The sequence below is a fragment of the Humibacter sp. genome, assembly GCF_051954055.1.
GTDB lineage: Bacteria > Actinomycetota > Actinomycetes > Actinomycetales > Microbacteriaceae > Humibacter.
This window is the reverse complement of the sequence record NZ_JBQCIE010000010.1, coordinates 40,633-61,719: the sequence shown is the minus strand read 5'-3', so window position 1 is coordinate 61,719 and position 21,087 is coordinate 40,633. Positions and strand designations below refer to the sequence as shown.

The window sequence follows — 21,087 nt, the reverse complement described above, 5'->3', positions numbered from 1 at the left end:
CTCGGCGACGTTCTGCAGGAGTTATGAACCGGGGGAGGTCGACCACCATAGGCTCGAGCCGTGACCGACCTGCACGAGTTGACCGCCCTCGACCAGTGGAACCTGCTGCAGAGGGGCGAGGTGACGCCGCTCGAGCTCGCCGACCACTACCTCGAACGTATCGAGGCGTTGAATCCGCTGGTTGGCGCGTTCGTGACCGTGACGCCGGATGCCGCGCGCGAGCGGGCGGAGCTGGTGCGGACATCCGTTCCCCGTTCTGCTCCGCTGTGGGGCCTTCCCATCGGCGACAAGGATCTGTGGCAGCGCGCCGGAGTGCCGACCGGCTTCGGATCGCGGCTGCTGGCCGGCTACGTGCCAGAGGAGTCCGACGAGATCGTGCAAGACCTGGATGCCGCGGGCGCGGTCAGCCTCGGCAAGACCGGCGCGCCGGAGTTCGGGCTTCCGTGTTACACCGAGACGCTCGTTGCGCCTCCGGTTCGCACGCCGTGGGGTCTGGAGCGCGGCGCCGGCGGATCGAGCGGGGGAGCGGCGGCCGCCGTGGCGAGCGGCATGCTGCCGTTCGCGCCGGGGTCGGACGGCGGGGGATCCATCCGCATCCCGGCCGCCGCGTGCGGCCTGGTCGGGCTGAAGCCGTCGCGCGGCCGGGTGCCGTCGGGCAGCGGGCTCGAGTCGCTCGGCGGACTTGTCGTCGACGGCCCCATCGCCCGCACGGTAGAGGATGCCGCGCTGCTGCTCGACGGCATGATCGCGCGGCGGAACGGGCGGGTCGACCACCGGTTCGCCGTGGTCGCACCAGGAGACGACAGGGCCTTCCTCGGCGCCGCCGTGCGCGGCGAGGGCCGCTACCAGCTGGGTGTGATGACCACAAGCGCGTGGGATCTCGACTATGAGATCGACCTCGACCCGGACGCGCTCGCCGCCTTGGATCGCGCTGCCGACGAGTTCGCGGCGCTCGGCCACGGCATCGAGCAGATCGCCCTGACCCCCGACCCGACCTACGGCCCGGCGTTCATCACGCTCTGGAAGGCGGGCGCCGCGCGCATCCCCGCCGAGGGGGAGGCGATGGCGCTGCTCGAGCCGCTCACCCGCTGGCTGGTGGAACAGGGGAGAGCGGTCGGCGCACGCGAACTCGGTGCGGCGCTCGCCGCGCTCACCGCGTACGAGCGCTCGCTCATCCGGCAGCTCTCGACGTTCGACGCCGTGCTCACGCCCGCCCTGGCGATGACGCCGCGGCCGCTCGGTTGGTACGACGCGGAGGACGCCGAACACAACTTCGCCCAGCAGGTTCAGTACACGCCGTTCACATCGATGCTCAACGTGAGCGGACTGCCGGCGATCACGCTGCCGGTGTGGCAGACATCCGACGGTCTCCCGATGGGCGTGCAGCTGATCGGCAGGCCCGGAGGCGAGGCCGTGCTGCTCTCCCTCGGCGCGCAGCTGCAACGGCGCATCCACTGGCAGGACCGTCGGCCCGCTGTTTGGGACACGGCAAACCTTAGGTAAGGCTCGCCTTATACTGGTACCGTCATGTACCAGCCCGAACACTCCGCGCACACCGGCGCCACCGCGCACCGCGACGACCGCGTGCAATTCCTGGTGACGGCGGATGAGACGTCGCTCGCCGAGCTTCAGATTCAGCTCGCGCTCCTTCCGCTGTGCGCCACGGGCCGGGTCTTCGTGGAGGTGGCGGAGCCGAAGGATGTCTTCCCTCTCCAGGTGCCGATGCGCATGACGGTCACGTGGTTGCCGCGGTCCGTTCGCGGCGGTCGCCCCGGAACGGGGGAGCGTTGCGCACCGGGGCAGGCCCTGCGACGGGCGGTGCGGGCGTGGACCGCCGAGATGCTGTGCGACGGTCCCGGCGACACGCAGGCCATCCTGACCGGTGACTTCCGCGGTGTGAGCCAGGTGTACGAGGTGCTCGCCGGCGGGGTCGGCATGCCCGAGGCGCACATCGCCGCCCCGGGGCGCTACGGCCTGCGGCGCGGTTCTCGCGCGAACTGACCAGCTCGAGTCAGAGGCCGAGGATGTGTTCGGTCGTCGACCAGAGGTCGCGCGCGAGCTGCGGGTTGCGCGCCTGCTTGTTCACGCGGCCGTTCGCCGTGAAGCGGTCGAAGTAGGTTCCGGTCGGTTCGCCGACGGTCTGTGCTGCGGCCAGGGCGACCAGCGGGCCCGCGCCGCTGTCGGCCGAGCGGCCGTAGCGTCCGCCGGTCACGAGGTTGCCGAACCGGATGAGCGGGGACTGCTCCCCGAACCGCGTCACGATCGTCCCGGGGTGGAACGAGTATGCGGTGACGCCGGTTCCGGTGAGGCGTTCCCCCAGCTCACGTGCGAAGAGGATGCCCGCCAGCTTCGACGTGCCGTACGCCTGCCATCCGCCGCGCCACGGCCGCTTCTCCCAGTCGAGGTCGTCGAGGTCGAGGGATCCGAACGCGTTGGCCATGCTCGCCGTGTTGACGACGCGGACGGGCGCCTGAATCGCACTCTCCACGAGCCGGTCGTGCAGCAGATGCGTGAGCAGGAACGGGGCGAAGTGGTTGGTCTGGATGGTTCGCTCGTGCCCGTCCACGGTGACCCCGCGCTCGTGGTAGAGCCCGCCCGCGTTGTTGGCGAGCACGTCGATGCGCTCGAGGCGGTCGAGCAGTTCGGATGCCAGCCGTCTCACGTCGTCGAGCCGTTCGAAGTCGGCGATGAAGGCATCCGCGCCGATGCGGTCGGCCACGGCCCTCGTGCGCTCGGCGTTGCGTCCGACGACGGCCACGTGGGCGCCCTGCTGTGCGAGCGTCGCCGCGGCGCTCTCGCCGATGCCCGAACTGGCGCCGGTGATCACGATCGTGCGCGTGCGTCCTTCGACGGACTCCGGATCGCGGTCGCTCACTGGTATCCGCCCTTCTCGAGGCCCGCCTCGATCTCGAATCGGTTGCGCAGCGGGTCGCGTCCTGCGAGCCCGTACAGCACCGGGAACAGCATGCCGTATTGCTGCCACTGCCGTTTGTGCACGGCCTCGTGCTCCAGCACCTCGTCGGCGACGTTGTGGTCGGTGAAGTAGCAGCCGCCGACGCACGAGCCTCCGCGGCCGAACGTGAGGCGCGGCATCCCGCGGAAGACCCACAGCCCTTCACGGCGCTCGACACGGCCGACGCTCCAGAGGATGCCCCAGACGAAGCCCACTGCCGTGGCGTAGCGGTAGCCGAGGTCGGAGAGTGCAGAGTCGACCAGGAAGAGCCTCGGCAGGCGACGGTATTCGGCCAGCGCCGTGCGTAGCGACCGGGCGAGATCGTGCACGTGCGACGGAACCGCGCTCATTCCGCGGGGCGCCCGTACGACTCGAGCAGTCGCAGCCACACCTCGCTCAGGGTCGGATACGACGGCACAGCATGCCACAGCCGGTCGATCGTGACCTCGCCGACGATCGCCACCGTCGCAGAGTGCAGCAGCTCACCGACCTCGAGACCCACGAATGTCGCTCCGACGAGAACCTTGCGGTCCTCGTCCACGACGATGCGCGCCTTGCCGACGTACTTGTCGCTCGCGATCGTCGCACCGGCGACCGAGGCGATGTCGTAGTCGACGACCCTGGTCCGGATGCCCGCCTTCTCCGCCTCCGCCGCGCTCAGCCCCACGGACGCCACCTCCGGATCGGTGAACGTCACCTGCGGCACGGCGGCGTGATCAGCGGTCGCTGCGTACGTCGACCACGGCGTCAGCGACAGCGTCCTGCCCTTGGCTCGGGCGGCGATCGCGTCACCAGCGATGCGTGCGTCGTACTTTCCCTGGTGGGTGAGGAGCGCACGGTGCGTGACGTCGCCTATGGCGTACAGCCACGCATCCTGCTCGCCTCCGAGGATGCCACCCCCGGCATCCAGCACCCGCATCGAGTCGTCGACCTTCAACCAGTCGCCGCCGCTCAGCCCGACGGTCTCGAGTCCGAGGTCCTGAGTCTGCGGGATGCGGCCGGTCGCCACCAGCACCTCGTCGGCCGTCACCCGCGAGCCGTCGTCGAGTTCGATGGTGACGACATCCGTCTCGTCCCGGCTCACACGCACCGGAGAGACACTGATCAGCACTTTCGCGCCGAGGTCCTCGAGGGAGTGCTGCACGAGCTCGCCGGCGAACGGCTCGTTCTTGCCGAGCAGGCCGCTGCGCGCGATCACCGTGACGTCCACGCCGAATCCGGCGTACGCGGTCGCCATCTCGGCGGCGACGACGCCGCCTCCGATGATGGCGAGCGACGACGGGAGCTCCTGAGCGCTCGTCGCGTCGCGGCTGGTCCAGGGATCGGCGTCGATCAGACCATCGATGTCGGGCAGCATCGACGCGGACCCTGTGCACACGGCGACCGCGTGCTTCGCGGCGATCGTGGTCACCTCGCCGTCGGCCGCCGTCACCTCGACGCGCTTCGGCCCGGTCAGGCGGGCATGGCCGCGCACGAGGTCGATGTTCGCGCCGTTCAGCCATTCGACCTGGCCGTCGTCCTTCCAGTTGCTCGTCACCTTGTCGCGGCGGCGCAGTACGGCGGCCACGTCGAGCTCGCCGGTGACGGCCTGCTTCGCGCCGTCCACGTTCCGGGCCGTTCGGAGCAGTGCTCCGCTGCGCAGCAGAGCCTTCGATGGCATGCACGCCCAGTATGAGCACTCGCCCCCGACCAGTTCGGACTCCACCAGAACGGTGCGCATCCCGCCCTGCACTGCGCGGTCGGCGACGTTCTCACCGATCGCACCTCCGCCGATGACGACGACGTCGTACTCGATCTCGCTCATTCGGGCAGACTATCGGCGCGCTCCCGGCATGGACCGGCCGTTATGGGTTCTGCTTCGTCAGCGCGCCGAGAATGCGCAGGATGACCGGCAGGTCGTCGGAGGCGGCATCCGGGTTCCGCGGCGCGAACTCCATGATTCCGGCGCCGGCCAGGTCGAAGCGCCCTCGCAGCGCGAGGATCGCGGCAACGAGCTCGTCGGGCGTGAGCCCGAACGGTTCGGGGAACTGCACGCCCGAGATCGAGCCGGGGTCGAGCACGTCGAGGTCGACGTGCACGTACACCGCTTCAGCACCGGTGGCCTCGACGGCCGCCACGAGTGCGTCCGGGGTGTGCAGGCGGTCGGGCGACAGCGTGCGGATGCCCGCCTCGTCCACGTACTTCGCCTCGCCGTCGTCGAGTTCCCGCGTTCCGGCCAGTACGACGGCCTCCGGGGAGAGCTTTGCGGTGCCCGTCGCGGCCAGCGGCTCCGGCGCCTCGCCGAGCAGGGCGCGCAGCACCATGCCGTGGAACGCGCCGGAGGGCGAGGTGTTCGGCGTGTTCAGGTCGGCGTGGGCATCCAGCCAGACGAGGGCGACCCGGCCCGGCTCGCGGGATGCCACGGCGTGCTCCACGCTCGCCAGCTCCGCGCCACAGTCGCCGCCGATCGTGACCACCGAGCCGCCGCCGATCGCGGAGAGCTCGGTGAGTGCCGCCAGCGCCCGATCGCGGATCGCGGCGATGGACGACAACCGGTGCACTCCCGTGCCGAGCGACTCGCCGGCCTCCATAGGCACGTCGACCGTCGTCGTGGCGGATGCCGGCAGGTCGCCGGCGATCGCCGCAGCGCCGTCCAGCAGTTGCATCGCCCGCGACGAACTGGACCCCTGCCACTGAGGGACGATCAGAAAGCGAGTCGGCACGGGCTTCAGATTAGCCCCGCTTCTCGTCGAGGCCATCGTGCTACTTGCTGGCGGCGGCGAGGGCGGTGCGCAGCTCGTCCGCGGTCATTCGCGGACCGTAGCCGGGGGTGTCGCGCTGGATGCGCCAGCTCTCGTCGAGCGGGCCGCCGTCGACCACGTCGAACCCGATCGTGTCGATGAACTCGGAGACCGCGCGCTTGGCCACCGCGTCGTCGCCGAAGATCGCCAGTGCCCGTCGGCCCGAGGTGCCGGCATCCTGGGCGTCCTCGGTGATGGCCGAGGCGAAGATGTGGTTGAACGCCTTCACCACGTGTGCGCCGTCGAGGTGGCGCTGCAACTGCCCGGAGCTCGTCTCGGTGAAGTCGTCGAGTTCGGCGCGGTGCCCGTCGCGTTCCCAGTAGTAGTTGTTCGTGTCGATGACCGGCTTGCCGGCAAGAGGCTCGACCGGAACCTGCTCGATGGCGTTGAACGGCATCGTCACGACCGCGATGTCCGCCGCCTCCGCCGCGCCCGCTGAGGTGGCCGCTCGTGCGTGAGCGCCGAGCTCGGCGACGAGGTCTGCAAGCGTCTCGGGCCCACGGGAGTTGCTCACCACCACGTCGTAGCCGTGCGCGACCGCCTGACGGGCGATCTGCGATCCGATGTGTCCTGCTCCGATGAGTCCGATGGTCGTCATGGCAGCGGAAACCCGATGCGCACGAGCTTCATTCCCGCTCCGCCATGTTCATAACTCCTGCAACTCGGTGGTGCCGCTTGTTCCATCGACCCGCCTGCGCCTGCTTTCCGGATCGCCGAGCGCGGCCACCGAGGGAATTGCAGGAGTTATGAACGGCAGGAACTCGTCAGGCGGAGGGGATCGTCGCGAGCATCCGTTCGAACGAGGCGTCCAAGTCGGGGTCGAAGCGTTGCTGATCCGGGTGCGCGTCGTACCACTCGACGATCTCCGAAGCACCGCGGTCGAACGTGATCGTGGTCGAGAACTCGGGCACCAGCGCCTTCACCTTGCTGTTGTCGAAGACCATCGAGTTCGCCTTGTCGCCGATGAGCCCGGGTCCCAGATCCGGTTCGATGACCGCTATCGTCTCCGACGCCACGTGCGCGATCCGTGGCTCCACACCGGCCGCCTCGGCGAGCCAGGTGTAGATCTGATTCCACGTCGGGGCGTGGTCTCCGGTGATGTGGAACGTGTCGCCGACCGCCTGCGGGTTGCCGAGCAGGCCGTCGAACGCGACCGCGAAGTCGGTGTTGTGCGTGATGGTCCACAGGCTCGTGCCGTCGCCGTGCACGACGACGGGTTTGCCTGCGCGCATGCGGGCGATGTCGGTCCAGTGGCCCATGGTCGGAATCGAGGTGCGGTCGTAGGTGTGCGACGGCCGCACGATCGTCGCCGGGAACCCGTTCTCGCGGTACTCGTGCACGAGCAGGTCCTCGCACGCGATCTTGTTCTGCGAGTACGTCCAGAACGGGTTGCGCAGCGGAGTCGACTCCGTTACCGGCAGCCGCTCCGGCGGCGTCTGGTAGGCGCTCGCCGAGCTGATGAACACGTACTGTCCCGTACGGCCGGCGAACCGCGCGACGTCGGAGGCCACGTGCTCGGCCGTGAACGCGAGGAACTCGGCGACCACGTCGAACTCGCGCGACCCCATGGCGGCATCCACCGAGGCGGGATCGCGGATGTCCGCACGCAGCTCCTCCACGCCCTCCGGCAGCGGACGCAGGTGCGACTCACCGCGGTTGAGCACGGTGACGGACGCCCCGCGCGAGAGGGCGCGCGCCACACACGCCGAACTGATGGTGCCGGTGCCGCCGATGAAAAGGATCGTCTTCGAAGCCATGCGTCGATCCTGGCATCCTCGCCCCGCCTGCACGCCGACCGGTGCGGCCGTCGGTACCGTGTACCGGTGACCTTCGACGACCGATACGGCTCCGACGTGCTCTCCGGCAACTGGCGTGCCAGGGGCATCCAGCAGCCGAAGACCGTGGCCGCCGAGAACGACCTCGTCGTCGAGCTGGCGGATACCGGGTTCACCGGCGCCATCGTCGGCATCGAGAACCGCCTCGTGCAGCTTGAGGACCGCTTCGGCAAGGTGCGAGCGTTCCCGCTGGGCGGCGGTTACCTCGTCGACGGAAAGCCGGTGGTGCTCGTTGCGCCGCAGTCCGCGAAGCCGAAGGGGCCGGTGCGGACGGCATCCGGTTCGCTCGCCGTGAAGGATGCTCCGGCGCGCGTCGCCCGCGCCAGCCGTATCTTCGTGGAGGGCAGGCACGACGCAGAGCTGGTCGAGAAGGTGTGGGGCGACGACCTGCGGGTCGAGGGGGTCGTCGTCGAGTACCTGGGCGGCGTGGACGATCTGGCGGGCATCCTCGACGACACCCGGCCGGGACCGGGCAAGCGCATCGGCGTGCTCGTCGACCATCTCGTGCCGGGCTCGAAGGAGAGCAGGATCGCGGATGCCGTGGCGCGCGGACCGCACGGCGCGCACGTGAAGATCGTCGGGCATCCGTACATCGACGTCTGGCAAGCAGTGAAGCCCGACCGTGTCGGAATGAAGGCCTGGCCGCAGATCCCGAAGAACATCGAGTGGAAGAAGGGGATCTGCGCATCACTCGGGTGGCCGCATCACGACCAGGCGGACATCGCGCGGGCGTGGAAGCGCATCCTGTCCGCCGTGTCGACGTACCGCGACCTGGAGCCCGCGTTCCTCGGGCGCGTCGAGGAGCTCATCGACTTCGTCAGCGAGTGAGCAGGCGGCCCTTGCCGGCGTTCGCCTCGCCTCGCATCCCGTTCGCCACCAGTCGCTGGAATTCGTCGGCGAGTTCGCCAGGATGCACGCGCTGTCTTCGACGGGCTTGTCGCGTTGGCAGCGCGCGATGCGGACATCCTCCTGATCACCTGCGACAGGAGAGCGCTGACCACCTATGCCCGTCTCGGTGCAAGGTTCGAAGTGGTCTGAGAGGGCTCAGGGTGGAAGGGCGCGCGTGGTCACGCGCTCGGATCGTGGATGGCGCCACAACGCCAGCACGGAGTCGCTGTGCTTCCCTCGACCAGGGCACCGCACTCGGTGCAGACGTGGCTGAGCCAGCACGCAGCGTCGCCGCCCTCGTCCATGACGGGCTGGGTGCCCTCGCTATCGCGTTCTGCGGATGAGTCCTGCACGTTGCGCCTCCCACTTCATTGTGCGCGTGGGGGAGGGGATGAACGTGTGATCGCTTCGCCGGTGCCCCCAGAAGGATTCGAACCTTCGGCCTTCTGCTCCGGAGGCAGACGCTCTATCCCCTGAGCTATGGGGGCTCAGTGCCCGTCAAGGCTAGCATCCGATCGCAGCCACGCTTCAACCGCGTCGTTCGCGTTCCGCGGTCACGAATTGCGGGTCGCAGCCGATGGCACCCGCATTATGCGTCAGCGGAACGATGCCTCAGCCGGGCAGATTCCCCAGCACGTCGGCGATCACGGGGGCAGCGTCGCCCGGCTCGATGAAGTCCTTCGACTCGGCCACCACCCAGTAGTCCCCGGTGAACGCCTCAGCGACGCCGACGGACGCGTCGACGGTGAAGTACCCCATCACCTTCGGCGGCACCCCATAGGTCGGGACTACGTGGCTGTCCGTGATGGCCTTGTTCTTCAGCTCGGTGAGGTCGCTCGCGGCGGGTCGCGCGATGGCCACGGAGACGGTGTGACCGGTCGACGCGTTCGTGTATCCGCACGCGACGCCGGCGTACGAGAGCGCCTTGGCGGCATCCGACCCCTTGTCGGGCTTGAATCCCGACGCAGGGGAGAGCGGAGGAGCAAGAGCGGAGAGCTGCGCCGACGTGAGCACCTGATCGCACTTCAGGGTGACAGGGGTGGGCTTGGGCTTCGGCGTCGACGACACTTTGGGAGTCGAGGAGGGCGAGTGCGATGCCGTAGGTCCGCCCGACGCGGAGGCGCTGCCGGTCGGCGAGGGCGCGCTCTGGCATCCGGCCAGAAGCAGAGCGGATGCCGCGAGCACGGCGGCCGTGGCGACGCGCACCTGCCCGGAGCGGTGTGGGAAAGAAGGCCGTGCTGAACGGCGGGGTCGAGCTGAAGGCATGAGGGATGCTTTCGACGGCGGTGGGGGACGCGTGCGCACGAGGATAGCAAGACGGTCGTCCGGTTCCCTTTGCGCGAGCGCCGGTGCCCCTGTCGCCGCCGATGTTCGCGCTTCGCGCTCAACAGACTCAATCGGCACGGCCGAGTGAGCGAGCTCCCTCGGCCGAGCCTCAATCGTCTGTGTCGCGGCTGCGCCGCTCACCGGCTCCATCGCTTCGGCAGCGCGAGCGAGCTCGCGCTGCTCTCAGCTCAGTCGCCGATAGACTTGGCGGTCGTGAATCCCGATCAGCTCGCCGACCAGTTGTACGCCATCGTCACGCGCGTGGTGGACCGTCGACGCGGTGAGCAGGGGTGCACCGAGACTGAGCCGATTCTGGTGCGTGCAGACATCCGCCTGGAGCGTCCGAAGAACCGCGAGCACGGCGACTGGGCGTCGAACGCGGCCATGCGGCTGGCCAAGCCGCTCGGCGCGAATCCTCGCGAGCTCGCTGAGGAGATCGCTCACGAGGCTGAGCAGCTCGACGGCGTCGCGTCGGCGCAGGTGGCAGGTCCCGGCTTCATCAACTTTCGTCTGGATGCCGCGGCCGCCGGCGCGCTCGCCAAGACGATCGTCGACGCGGGCGACGAGTACGGCCACGGCGACCTCTACCAAGGCGTGAACGTGAACCTCGAGTTCGTCTCGGCGAACCCGACAGGTCCCATCCACATGGGCGGCGTTCGCTGGGCGGCGGTCGGAGACAGCCTCGCCCGCATTCTGCAGGCCGAGGCCGCGAACGTGACGCGCGAGTACTACTTCAACGATCACGGGTCGCAGATCGATCGCTTCGCACGCAGCCTCCTCGCCAGCTACCTCGGAGAGCCGACACCGGAGGACGGCTACGGCGGGGCATACATCGGTGACATCGCCTCGAAGGTGGTGGCCGCCTACGACGGCGACCTCGCGTCGCTGGGGCGGGCCGAACAGCAGGAGGTGTTCCGGGAACTCGGCACGAACTTCATGTTCGACGAGATCAAGCAGAAGCTGCACGGCTTCGGCGTGGACTTCGACGTGTACTTCCACGAGAACGACCTGCACACCTCGGGAGCGGTCGACCACGCCGTGCAGCGCCTGCGCGAACTCGGCCACGTCTACGAGAAGGACGGCGCCGTGTGGCTCGGCACGACCGAGTTCGGCGACGACAAAGACCGGGTCATCATCCGCAGCAACGGCGAACCCGCGTACATGTCGGGCGACCTCGGCTACTACCTGAACAAGCGCGAGCGCGGCTTCGAGCAGAACATCATCATGCTCGGCGCCGACCACCACGGTTACGTCGGTCGCATGATGGCGATGACCGCGGCCTTCGGCGATACACCGGGCGTCAACCTGCAGCTGCTGATCGGCCAGATGGTCAACCTGCTCAAGGATGGCGAGCCGGTGCGCATGAGCAAGCGGGCGGGAACCATCGTCACGCTCGACGACCTCGTCGATGCCGTGGGAGTGGATGCCGGTCGCTACGCCCTCGTTCGCTCCTCGAGCGATTCACCGCTCGACATCGACCTCGACCTGCTCGCCAAGCACAGCAACGACAACCCGGTGTACTACGTGCAGTACGCGCACGCGCGCACCCGCTCGGTCGCCCGCAACGCGGAGGCGGCAGGGGTGACGCGCAGCGCCTTCGCACCCGAACTGCTCACGCACGAGACCGAGTCGGCCCTGCTGGGTGCGCTGCAGGAGTTCCCGCGCATCGTCGCGATGGCGGCCGAGCTGCGCGAGCCGCACCGCGTCGCCCGCTACATCGAGGAGGTCGCGGGGCTCTACCACAAGTGGTACGACAACTGCCGCGTGATCCCGCTCGGCGACGAACCCGTCACCGACCTGCACCGCACGCGCCTGTGGCTGAACGACGCCACCGGGCAGGTGATCCGCAACGGACTGGGCCTCTTGGGTGTGTCGGCTCCCGAGCGCATGTGAGGCGATCCGGCGTGAGCACGGGACGCAGCGAGGCTCCGGCATTTGTGGATGACTCCACCGGCCGGAGCGGATTGAACCGCGCCCAGCTCGCGGTGGTGTGGATCGTCGGCGGTCTCCTCGTGCTGACCGGGCTGTACTTCGCGACGGATGCCGTGCTGCGGCAGGCGGCGCAGAACGTCGTGCGTGAGCAGATCCAGAAGGAGCTGCCGCCGGACGTGACGGCGAACGACCTCTCCGTCAAGATCGACGGCTTCACGGTGATCCCGCAGCTCATCGCCGGAGAGTTCGAGAAGCTCGAGCTGTCGTCGCACGACGTGCGGCTTCAGGGCAACCGGCTGAGCGCCACCGTCGTGGCGCACGGAGTCCCCATCGACCTGTCCAAGCCGGTGCAGCACGTCGAGGGCACCATGGTCATCGGGCAGAATGCCGTCAACAACCTCGTCGCGCTGCCGAACAACACGACCGTGACACTGGACACCGACGAGGTTGGCCTGAAGGGCACGGGGAAGATCCTCGGCATCGACGTCGGCTACACGGCATCCGTCGCGCCCACCCTGCAGGACGGAGACACGATCGTTCTGACCCCGATCAGTGTGAGCGTCACGGCGGGAGGCGGCGCGTTCGACGTGACGCGATTCGCGAAGGACCTGGTGCCCTCGAACATCCCGATCTGCATCGCGGAGTATCTGCCGAAGGGCGTGGATGCCTCGGGTCTGGCCATCGAGACACGCTCCGCCACCGTCACGGTCACCGCGAACGACCTGGTGATCGGCGGCGACGCCCTGCAGAAGCGCGGCTCCTGCGGGTGATGCCCGGCCCGTAATGTGACGCCGCCGTTTTCGCGCTCGGTATACCGCCCCCGGTAGACTCCCGGAACGCGCAATCGCGCGGAATTCTCCCTCGGCTTCAGGGGCCAATCCGGGTCCGCTCGCCAGCTACGCCGACCAGTTCGAGGTGACTCCACCGTGCCCGACAACCCGCTGGCCCCCGCCTGGCTGCAGCTTCCCGTCGATGCGAACGCGTTCGCGCCCCAGGTGTGGCCGGCGACCCTGAGCAGGGATGCCGATGGGGTGGCCGTCATCGGCGGCGTCCGCGTCGACAAGCTGGTCGCGGACTACGGCACCCCGCTGTATGTACTCGACGAGGAATATGTCCGTTCCCGCGCCGAGCGCGTGCGACGCTCGTTCACGGAGGCCTTCGAGCGCGTCGGCACCGCGGCCGAGGTGTACTACGCGGGCAAGGCATTCCTCAGCACTGACATCGCCCGCTGGATGACCGAGGCGGGCCTGCGTATCGATGTCGCCAGCGGCGGGGAGCTCGCCGTCGCACTGGCCGCCGGGGTGGATGCCTCACGGCTCGGCTTCCACGGCAACAACAAGTCGGACGACGAGCTCGACCGGGCGGTGGCCGCGGGCGTCGGCACCATCGTGATCGACTCCGAGCAGGAGATCGCGCGGGTCGCGTCCGCAGCATCGACGCACGGCCGCCGGCAGCGAGTGCGACTGCGTGTGCGCACCGGCGTGCACGCGCACACGCACGACTTTCTCGCCACGGCCCATGAAGACCAGAAGTTCGGTGTCGCGCTGGGCGATGCCGAGCGGCTCGTCGCGGACATCCGCTCGCATTCCAGCCTCGAGTTCGTCGGGCTGCACTGTCACATCGGATCGCAGATCTTCGGCGCAGACGGCTTCGCGGAGTCGGCAGCTCGCCTGGTCGCGGTGCACGCACGGCTGCTGGCGGGTGGCCCGGTCCCCGAGCTGAACCTCGGCGGCGGGTTCGGCATCGCGTACACGGATGCCGACCGCCCCGATCGCATCGAAGACCTGGCGCACCGCGTCGCCCAGGTGCTGGCGGCCGAGTGCGAGGCGGCGCAGATCCCGCTGCCGACCGTCGCTTTCGAGCCGGGCAGGTACATCGTCGGTCCGGCCGGGATCACGCTCTACACGGTGGGGACGACGAAGCCGGTTGCGCTCGACGCCGACGGCACGGCAGCGCAGCGGCTGTACGTCAGCGTGGACGGCGGCATGAGCGACAACGCGCGTACCGCCCTGTACGGTGCCGACTACTCGACGCGCGTCCTGGGACGGACGTCGGGGGCCGATCCGGTGCTCGTGCGCGTGGCGGGCAAGCACTGCGAGTCCGGCGACATCGTCGTGAACGACGACTACCTGCCGGGCGACGTGGCACCGGGCGACCTGCTCGGCGTCGCGGCGACGGGTGCGTACTGCTGGGCGCTGTCGAGCAATTACAACTACCTCGCCCGCCCCGCGGTCGTCGCGGTGCGCGACGGTGGATCGCGGATGCTCGTGCGCGGCGAGACGGTCGACGACCTTCTCGCGCGCGATCTGGGCGCGCGCCACTCGGCCGTCGCCGCCGGTACGGCTGCGCACGACGGAGGCGCCCCTGGTCCGCTCGGCCGATCTCGTCGGAAGGAGGCGCTGTGATCGAGTACCGAACCCTCAAGGTGGCGCTGCTCGGCGCCGGATCGGTGGGGTCCCAGGTCGCCAGACTGCTGCTCGACCACGGCGACGAACTCGCAGCACGGGTCGGCGCCGGCCTCGAGCTCATCGGCATCGCCGTCCGCGAGGTGGATGCCCCGCGCCGCGCAGACCTGCCGCGCGAGCTGTACACGACCGACGCTCGCTCACTCATCCTGAGCGCCGACATCGTCGTCGAGCTGATGGGCGGCATCGACCCGGCCAGGGAGTACGTGCTGCTGGCGCTCACCTCGGGCGCCGACGTGGTCACCGGCAACAAGGCGCTGCTGGCCGAGCACGGCGCCGAGCTCTTCGCGGCCGCCGAGCAGGTGGGCGCACAGCTCTACTACGAGGCGGCAGTGGGCGGGGCGATCCCGATCATCCGGCCGCTGCGCGACAGCCTCGCCGGGGACCGGGTGGAGCGCATCCTGGGCATCGTGAACGGCACGACCAACTTCATCCTCGACCGCATGGATGCCGCCGGCGAGACGCTCGAATCCGCGCTCGAGACCGCGACCGAGCTCGGGTACGCCGAGCGCAGCGACCCCTCCGCCGACGTCGAGGGGTACGACGCGGCGGCCAAGGCGGCCATCCTCGCCGGGCTGGCGTTCCACACGACAGTGCCGCTGGCATCCGTGCACCGCGAGGGCATCACCGGCATCACGAAGCAGCAGGTCGATGCGGCCCGCGCAGGGGGATACGTGATCAAACTGCTCGCGATCTGCGAGCGGGTCACCGACGACGACGGACGCGAGGGCGTCTCCGCGCGCGTGTATCCGGCGCTGGTACCGAGGGAGCATCCGCTGGCCGCCGTGCGCGGAGTGCACAACGCGGTGTTCGTGCAGGCCGCGGCCGCCGGCGACCTCATGTTCTACGGGGCGGGCGCCGGTGGGCTGCAGACGGCATCCGCCGTGCTCGGCGACGTCGTCTCGGCGGCGCGACGACACGTGGTGGGAGGTCCAGGAGTGGCGGAATCGACGCACGCCGATCTGCCCGTGCTCGATGTGGGCGCGGTGCGCACGCGCTACCAGATAACGTTGCTGGTGACGGACGCTCCTGGTGTGCTCTCCCGCATCGCCGCCGTGTTCGCGACGCACGACGTCTCGGTCGAGACCGTGACCCAGACCGTGGCCTCTGCGCCTCCGGCGACAGCGGCATCCGCTGCCACTTCGGCGCCGGCCGCCGAGCAGGATGCCCCACTCGGCACGGCTACGCTGGTGATCGGAACGCACGTCGCGTTCGAATCCGCCCTCGCGGCGACCGTCGCCACCCTCCGCGACAGCGATGAGGTCGTGGCCGTGACCTCTGTTCTACGAGTTGAAGGAGCCTGACGTGGCGCACCAATGGCAGGGCGTTCTGCGCGAATACGCCGACCGTCTCGACGTGACGGAGGCGACGCCGATCGTCACGCTCGGCGAGGGCGGAACCCCGCTCATCCCGGCGCCCGCGCTGTCTGCTCGCACCGGCGCCGACGTGCACGTCAAGTTCGAGGGCATGAACCCGACCGGTTCCTTCAAGGACCGCGGCATGACGATGGCCGTCTCCAAGGCCGTCGAGCAGGGCGCCAAGGCCGTCATCTGCGCATCGACCGGCAATACGTCAGCGTCGGCGGCCGCGTACGCGACCCACGCCGGCATCCAGTCCGTCGTGCTCGTGCCGGAGGGCAAGATCGCGATGGGCAAGCTGAGCCAGGCCATCGCGCACAACGCCCAGCTGCTGCAGGTGCAGGGCACGTTCGACGACTGCCTCGACATCGCCCGCGACCTCGCCGCGAACTACCCGGTGCACCTGGTGAACTCGGTCAACAACGACCGCATCGAGGGCCAGAAGACCGCGGCGTTCGAGGTGGTCGAGGTGCTCGGCGACGCGCCCGACTTCCACTTCATCCCGGTCGGCAACGCCGGCAACTACACCGCCTACACGCGCGGCTACACCGAGGAGGTCGAGCGCGGAGTCTCCACGAAGCTGCCGCGCATGTTCGGGTTCCAGGCCGCTGGAAGCGCGCCGATCGTGCTCGGTCATCCCGTGAAGGAGCCGGAGACCATCGCCAGCGCCATCCGCATCGGCAACCCGGCATCGTGGGAGCTGGCGCTCAAGGCCCGTGACACGACGAACGGCTACTTCGGATCGATCGAAGACGAGCAGATCCTCGCTGCGCACCGCATCCTCTCCGCCGAGGTGGGAATCTTCGTGGAACCGGCCAGCGCCATCGGCGTTGCCGGACTCTTGGAGCGTTCCGAGGCGGGGGCGATTCCGGCAGGTTCCCGCGTCGTGATCACGGTCACCGGCCACGGCTTGAAGGACCCGCAGTGGGCGCTGCGCACGGCAGGCGGCGGCGAGGTTCAGCCGACCGTCGTGCCGGTGGACACGGCGCAGATCGCCGACGTGCTCGGGCTGAGCCCTTCGGGCGCGGCGTGAACGCGGCATCCGTGCCCCCGGAGTCTGCGGCTTCGGAATCGGGTGCGACGGATGCCAGCACCTCCCCGGTCCCCGTCGGCCGCAGCGTTCGCGTGAAGGTCCCCGCCACTTCGGCGAACCTCGGACCGGGTTTCGACACTCTCGGTCTGGCACTCGCGCTGTACGACGACCTCACCGTGACGGTGCGGGCCGAGCCGGGAGCCCGCGTTACCGTGCAGGGCGTCGGCGAGGGCGAGGTCCCCACCGACGAGTCGAACCTCGTCGTGCGTTCCATCGCCCACGCGTTCGCGGCTGCAGGCATCCAGGTGCCCGGGCTCGAGCTGGTGGCGCACAACGCGATTCCGCACGGTCGTGGTCTCGGCTCGTCGGGTGCGGCGATCGTGGCGGGCATCGTCGCGGCGAAGGGTCTGCTAGACGGCCTGGCGGAGGTCGGCCCCGATCGGCTGCTCGCGCTGGCGACCGACCTCGAGGGTCATCCCGACAACGTGGCGCCCGCACTTTTCGGCGGACTGACGATCGCGTGGATGTCCCAAGGTGGTCCCTCGCACAAGAAGCTGATCGTGCACCGCGGCGTTTCGCCGCTCGTGTTCGTGCCGGAGCACGCGATGTCGACGGCGCTGGCCAGAAGCCTCCAGCCGGAGTCCGTGCCGCACGAGGACGCCGTGTTCAACGTTTCGCGGTCTGCGCTGCTCGTCGCCGCACTCGTGCAGAGCCCGGAGCTGCTGCTGGCGGCCACCGAGGACAAGCTGCACCAGAACTACCGGGCGACCGCGATGCCTGAGACGAACCGCCTCATCTCCGAGCTCCGGGCCGCGGGCTTTCCCGCCGTGGTGTCGGGGGCCGGCCCATCGATCTTGGTGCTGTGCAGCGATCCTGCGCAGCGCCTGGCTGCCGCGCAGCTCGTCGCCGACCGCGAAGAGACCCGGTGGCAGCCGCTCATGCTCGCCGTCGACTTCCTCGGTGCGACGGTGCACCGCGTGGAAGGGACGCCCTGAGCGGGTCACCCGCTCTGGTGCCGGCGTCGGGCGTGTGGATGGCCGAGAGGGCACGCCGGTGATGGTAGACTGGCCGCACCAGCCAGACGACGCGAGATTCGAGCGAATCTGGCTTTCGGGTGAAATTCTTGTAACTCATTGCTGTCGTTGCCTGCCCGAAACCGCGTAGCGATCCCCGACGTACGCGATCGAAACACGTTTTGGAACGGCCATCACACGACACGCACCCCGGGCGAGGCGCTTCTATGCCCGCCGGAGGAAAGGAATCCTCTTCAGTGACTGATGTCAATCTCCACGCCGACGGCGTGGACTCCACAACGGACCTGTCGACTCTGCGCGTTCCGCAGCTGCAGTCGCTCGCCACGAGCCTCGGCATCGCCGGCGCGGCGAAGCTGCGCAAGGGCGAGCTCGTCGCCGCTATCGAGGCGGCACGTTCGACGGGTGGAGCGGCCGAGTCCGCTCCGACGCTCGATGGCATCGCCGTCGAGGCGCAGCAGGGCGGAGACGCGGATGTCTCCACTCACTCCGCCGCCGACGCGGAAGCCCAGCAGCCGGACCAGGCCCGGCAGGTCGAGATCTCGGCCGACGAGCCGCAGACCGAGCTCAGCGCGGCCGAGGCGGAGGCGGCGCTCCAGGCCGCTCTCGACCTCCAGACGCCTCCCACTCGCACGCGCCGCGGTTCCCGCCGGGTGACGAGTGTCGACGGCGGACGTACCGTCTCCGCCGCCGCACACGTGAACGCCGGCGAGGCCGGCGTGCCCGGCCTCGACTCCGAGGCCGGCCCGCAGCCGGCCGACGCGCAGCGAGGCGAGACGAACGAGCGGCCGCAAGCCGGCGCTCAGCGCGACGAGCGCGAAGCGACTTCCGGCGCCGCCGGAGCATCTGAGCAGGCCCAGCAGTCGGCGGAAGGCGCCGACTCGGGCAACCGCGAGCAGGGCGCGGGCGACGCGCAGGCATCCGACGACGGCCAGCGCGAGCAGCCGCGTCAGGGTCGCCGCAACCGTGGCCGCAACAAGAACCGGCGGGGCGACGGCGACCAGAACGGCCAGCGCGACCAGCAGGCCGGCCAGCAGAACGACGGCGACCAGGCTCAGCAGAAGCAGCAGCAGAAGCAGGGCGGCCAGCAGAACCAGCAGAAGCAGGGCGGCCAGGCACAGGACGACGAGCGCGGCGGACGCAGCCGGTACCGCGACCGCAAGCGCCGTGGCGGGGCATCCGACGATGTCGAGCCGGAGATCCTCGAAGACGACGTGCTCATTCCGGTCGCCGGCATCCTCGATGTGCTCGACAACTATGCGTTCGTGCGCACCAGCGGCTACCTGCCCGGCCCGAGCGACGTCTACGTCTCGCTCGGGCAGGTGAAGAAGTACAACCTGCGCAAGGGCGACGCGGTGGTGGGAGCCATCCGTCAGCCTCGCGAGGGCGAGAACACCGGCCGCCAGAAGTACAACGCGCTGGTCAAGGTGGACTCGATCAACGGCCAGAGCGTCGACGAGGCCGTGAACCGGGTCGAGTTCACGAAGCTCACGCCGCTGTACCCGCAGGAGCGGCTGCGGCTCGAGACCGAGCCGGCCAAGCTCACGCAGCGCATCATCGATCTCGTCGCACCGATCGGCAAGGGCCAGCGTGGACTCATCGTGGCGCCGCCGAAGGCCGGCAAGACGATCGTGATGCAGCAGATCGCGAACGCGATCACCACGAACAACCCGGAGGTGCACCTCATGGTCGTGCTCGTGGACGAGCGGCCCGAAGAGGTCACCGACATGCAGCGCACGGTCAAGGGCGAGGTCATCGCGTCCACGTTCGACCGTCCCGCAGAGGACCACACCACGGTCGCCGAGCTTGCCATCGAGCGTGCGAAGCGCCTCGTCGAGCTGGGTCACGACGTGGTCGTGCTACTCGACTCGATCACGCGTCTGAGCCGCGCCTACAACCTGGCGGCGCCGGCATCCGGTCGCATCCTCTCCGGTGGAGTTGACGCCTCGGCCCTGTACCCGCCGAAGCGGTTCTTCGGCGCCGCACGCAACATCGAGCACGGCGGGTCGCTGACCATACTGGCTACGGCGCTCATCGAGACCGGATCCAAGATGGACGAGGTGATCTTCGAGGAGTTCAAGGGAACCGGCAACTCCGAGCTGCGTCTCTCGCGTCAGCTGGCGGACAAGCGCATCTTCCCTGCCGTCGACGTGAACGCATCCGGCACCCGTCGCGAAGAGATGCTGATGAGCTCCGACGAGGTGAAGATCACCTGGAAGCTGCGTCGCGCGCTCGCCGGACTCGACCCGCAGCAGGCGCTCGAGGTGGTGCTCGGCAAGCTCAAGGAGACCAGCTCCAACGTGGAGTTCCTCGTGCAGATGCAGAAGTCGATCCCGGCGCCGACCGGCGGCCACGCGGTGGCTCACTCGCACGCGCACGAGAACGACCACCGCTGACACCGGTGTTCGATTCCATCCAGTCCCTGCTCGACGAGCACAAGGCGCTGCAGGAGCAGCTCGCCGATCCGGCCGTGCACGCGGATGCCGCGCGCGCCAAGAAGCTGAATCGGCGGTACGCCGAGCTCAGCCAGATCAGGGCCGCGCACGAACACTGGAAGCGGCTGGGCGACGACCTGGATGCCGCCCGTGAGCTGGCCAAGGAAGACGCCGCGTTCGCCGAGGAGGTGCCGGCACTCGAGGAATCGCTGACCGCCGCACAGGAGAAGCTGCGCCGGCTGCTCATTCCGCGTGACCCCGACGACGGCCGCGACGTGATCATGGAGATCAAGGCCGGCGCCGGGGGAGCGGAGTCGGCGCTGTTCGCCGCGGACCTGCTGCGGATGTACCTGCACTATGCGGAGTCCAAGGGTTTCAAGACCGAGATCCTGGAGCACGACGACACGGATCTCGGCGGCTACACGAACGTGCAGGTCGCCATCAAGGGCAACTCGTCCGACCCGGCAGAGGGTCCTTGGGCGCACCTGAAGTACGAGGGCGGCGTGCACCGGGTGCAGCGCGTGCCGGTGACCGAGTCGCAGGGGCGCATTCAGACATCCACCGCCGGCGTGCTCGTGTTCCCCGAGGTCGACGAGCCGGAGGAGATCGACATCGCGCCGAACGACATCCGGGTGGATGTCTTCCGTTCGTCGGGTCCGGGCGGTCAGTCGGTGAACACGACGGACTCGGCTGTGCGCATCACGCACCTGCCGACGGGCATCGTGGTGTCGATGCAGAACGAGAAGTCGCAGATCCAGAACCGTGAGGCCGCGATGCGCGTGCTGCGCGCCCGGCTGCTCGCGAAGCAGCAGGAGGAGCTGGAGGCGGCGGCATCCGATGCTCGTAAGTCGCAGATCCGTGGGATGGACCGTTCCGAGCGCATCCGCACCTACAACTTCCCGGAGAACCGCATCGCCGACCATCGCACCGGGTACAAGGCGTACAACCTCGACCAGGTCATGAACGGCGCACTCGACCCGGTGATCGATTCGGCCATCCACGCCGATGAGGAAGCGCAGCTGGCGGCACTCGGCGAGGAGTGAGGGGCTCG

General features: G+C 69.2%; 17 protein-coding genes, 1 tRNA gene and 1 pseudogene. 11 read left to right on the top strand and 8 right to left on the bottom strand.

The annotated features are described in order from the left end of the window. The first annotated feature begins 60 nt into the window (after positions 1-60). Entirely contained in the window at positions 61-1,503 is a 1,443-nt protein-coding gene (locus tag ACTHNC_RS00850; protein ID WP_440292690.1) for an amidase, read from the top strand. A 24-nt stretch (positions 1,504-1,527) separates the two neighbouring features. Further along, positions 1,528-2,001, top strand: a complete 474-nt coding sequence (locus ACTHNC_RS00845; RefSeq protein WP_440292689.1) for an SIP domain-containing protein — start codon at positions 1,528-1,530, stop codon at positions 1,999-2,001. 10 nt (positions 2,002-2,011) lie between these two features. Here the strand turns inward: ACTHNC_RS00845 and ACTHNC_RS00840 are convergent, their stop codons facing one another. The 6 genes and pseudogenes from ACTHNC_RS00840 to ACTHNC_RS00815 all read right to left on the bottom strand — a co-directional run bounded on the left by ACTHNC_RS00840 (position 2,012) and on the right by ACTHNC_RS00815 (position 7,490). Beyond that, positions 2,012-2,875, bottom strand: a complete 864-nt coding sequence (locus tag ACTHNC_RS00840; protein ID WP_440292688.1) for an SDR family NAD(P)-dependent oxidoreductase — start codon at positions 2,873-2,875, stop codon at positions 2,012-2,014. Further along, a complete protein-coding gene (locus ACTHNC_RS00835) occupies positions 2,872-3,303 on the bottom strand; it encodes a Fe-S oxidoreductase (protein ID WP_440292687.1) in 432 nt (143 codons plus the stop codon). The genes ACTHNC_RS00840 and ACTHNC_RS00835 overlap by 4 nt, the downstream gene beginning before the upstream one ends. Continuing rightward, positions 3,300-4,757, bottom strand: coding sequence for a dihydrolipoyl dehydrogenase family protein (locus ACTHNC_RS00830; protein ID WP_440292686.1), 1,458 nt, complete (start codon positions 4,755-4,757; stop codon positions 3,300-3,302). The genes ACTHNC_RS00835 and ACTHNC_RS00830 overlap by 4 nt, the downstream gene beginning before the upstream one ends. 40 nt (positions 4,758-4,797) lie before the next feature. Beyond that, the gene (locus ACTHNC_RS00825; protein ID WP_440292685.1) at positions 4,798-5,655 is read right to left on the bottom strand and encodes an arginase family protein; all 858 of its coding nucleotides are present in this window, start codon (positions 5,653-5,655) and stop codon (positions 4,798-4,800) included. A gap of 40 nt (positions 5,656-5,695) precedes the next feature. Further along, positions 5,696-6,346, bottom strand: a pseudogene (locus ACTHNC_RS00820) (NADPH-dependent F420 reductase); the annotation flags it as partial. Positions 6,347-6,497: 151 nt separating this feature from the next. Beyond that, entirely contained in the window at positions 6,498-7,490 is a 993-nt protein-coding gene (locus ACTHNC_RS00815; protein ID WP_440292684.1) for an SDR family oxidoreductase, read from the bottom strand. 66 nt (positions 7,491-7,556) lie between these two features. On the opposite strand from ACTHNC_RS00815, the gene ACTHNC_RS00810 reads away from it, so the two are divergent. Then, positions 7,557-8,396, top strand: coding sequence for a DUF3097 domain-containing protein (locus tag ACTHNC_RS00810; RefSeq protein WP_440292683.1), 840 nt, complete (start codon positions 7,557-7,559; stop codon positions 8,394-8,396). Between the two features lie 475 nt (positions 8,397-8,871). Here ACTHNC_RS00810 and ACTHNC_RS00805 read toward each other — a convergent pair. Both ACTHNC_RS00805 and ACTHNC_RS00800 read right to left on the bottom strand, forming a co-directional pair. Then, positions 8,872-8,944, bottom strand: a tRNA-Arg gene (locus tag ACTHNC_RS00805). A gap of 124 nt (positions 8,945-9,068) precedes the next feature. Further along, positions 9,069-9,662 (bottom strand): iron ABC transporter ATP-binding protein, encoded by a 594-nt coding sequence (locus ACTHNC_RS00800; RefSeq protein ID WP_440292682.1) that lies wholly within the window; start codon positions 9,660-9,662, stop codon positions 9,069-9,071. A 333-nt stretch (positions 9,663-9,995) separates the two neighbouring features. On the opposite strand from ACTHNC_RS00800, the gene argS reads away from it, so the two are divergent. From argS to prfA, 8 genes are all read left to right on the top strand, one after another. After that, positions 9,996-11,675 (top strand): arginine--tRNA ligase, encoded by a 1,680-nt coding sequence (gene argS, locus ACTHNC_RS00795; RefSeq protein ID WP_440292681.1) that lies wholly within the window; start codon positions 9,996-9,998, stop codon positions 11,673-11,675. 11 nt (positions 11,676-11,686) lie between these two features. Next, positions 11,687-12,484 (top strand): LmeA family phospholipid-binding protein, encoded by a 798-nt coding sequence (locus tag ACTHNC_RS00790; RefSeq protein WP_440292680.1) that lies wholly within the window; start codon positions 11,687-11,689, stop codon positions 12,482-12,484. A 156-nt stretch (positions 12,485-12,640) separates the two neighbouring features. Continuing rightward, positions 12,641-14,119, top strand: coding sequence for a diaminopimelate decarboxylase (gene lysA / locus ACTHNC_RS00785; protein WP_440292679.1), 1,479 nt, complete (start codon positions 12,641-12,643; stop codon positions 14,117-14,119). Further along, positions 14,116-15,483: a homoserine dehydrogenase gene (locus ACTHNC_RS00780; protein ID WP_440292678.1), complete on the top strand. Its 1,368-nt coding sequence runs from the start codon at positions 14,116-14,118 to the stop codon at positions 15,481-15,483. Before lysA ends, ACTHNC_RS00780 begins: the two co-directional genes overlap by 4 nt. A 1-nt stretch (position 15,484) precedes the next feature. Then, positions 15,485-16,570 (top strand): threonine synthase, encoded by a 1,086-nt coding sequence (gene thrC / locus ACTHNC_RS00775; protein WP_440292677.1) that lies wholly within the window; start codon positions 15,485-15,487, stop codon positions 16,568-16,570. A gap of 92 nt (positions 16,571-16,662) precedes the next feature. Continuing rightward, on the top strand, positions 16,663-17,565 hold the full coding sequence (gene thrB / locus ACTHNC_RS00770; RefSeq protein WP_440292701.1) for a homoserine kinase: 903 nt from the start codon (positions 16,663-16,665) through the stop codon (positions 17,563-17,565). 245 nt (positions 17,566-17,810) lie between these two features. Then, positions 17,811-19,997, top strand: coding sequence for a transcription termination factor Rho (gene rho, locus ACTHNC_RS00765; protein WP_440292676.1), 2,187 nt, complete (start codon positions 17,811-17,813; stop codon positions 19,995-19,997). 5 nt (positions 19,998-20,002) lie between these two features. Next, positions 20,003-21,079: a peptide chain release factor 1 gene (gene prfA, locus ACTHNC_RS00760; RefSeq protein ID WP_440292675.1), complete on the top strand. Its 1,077-nt coding sequence runs from the start codon at positions 20,003-20,005 to the stop codon at positions 21,077-21,079. Positions 21,080-21,087: the final 8 nt, after the last annotated feature.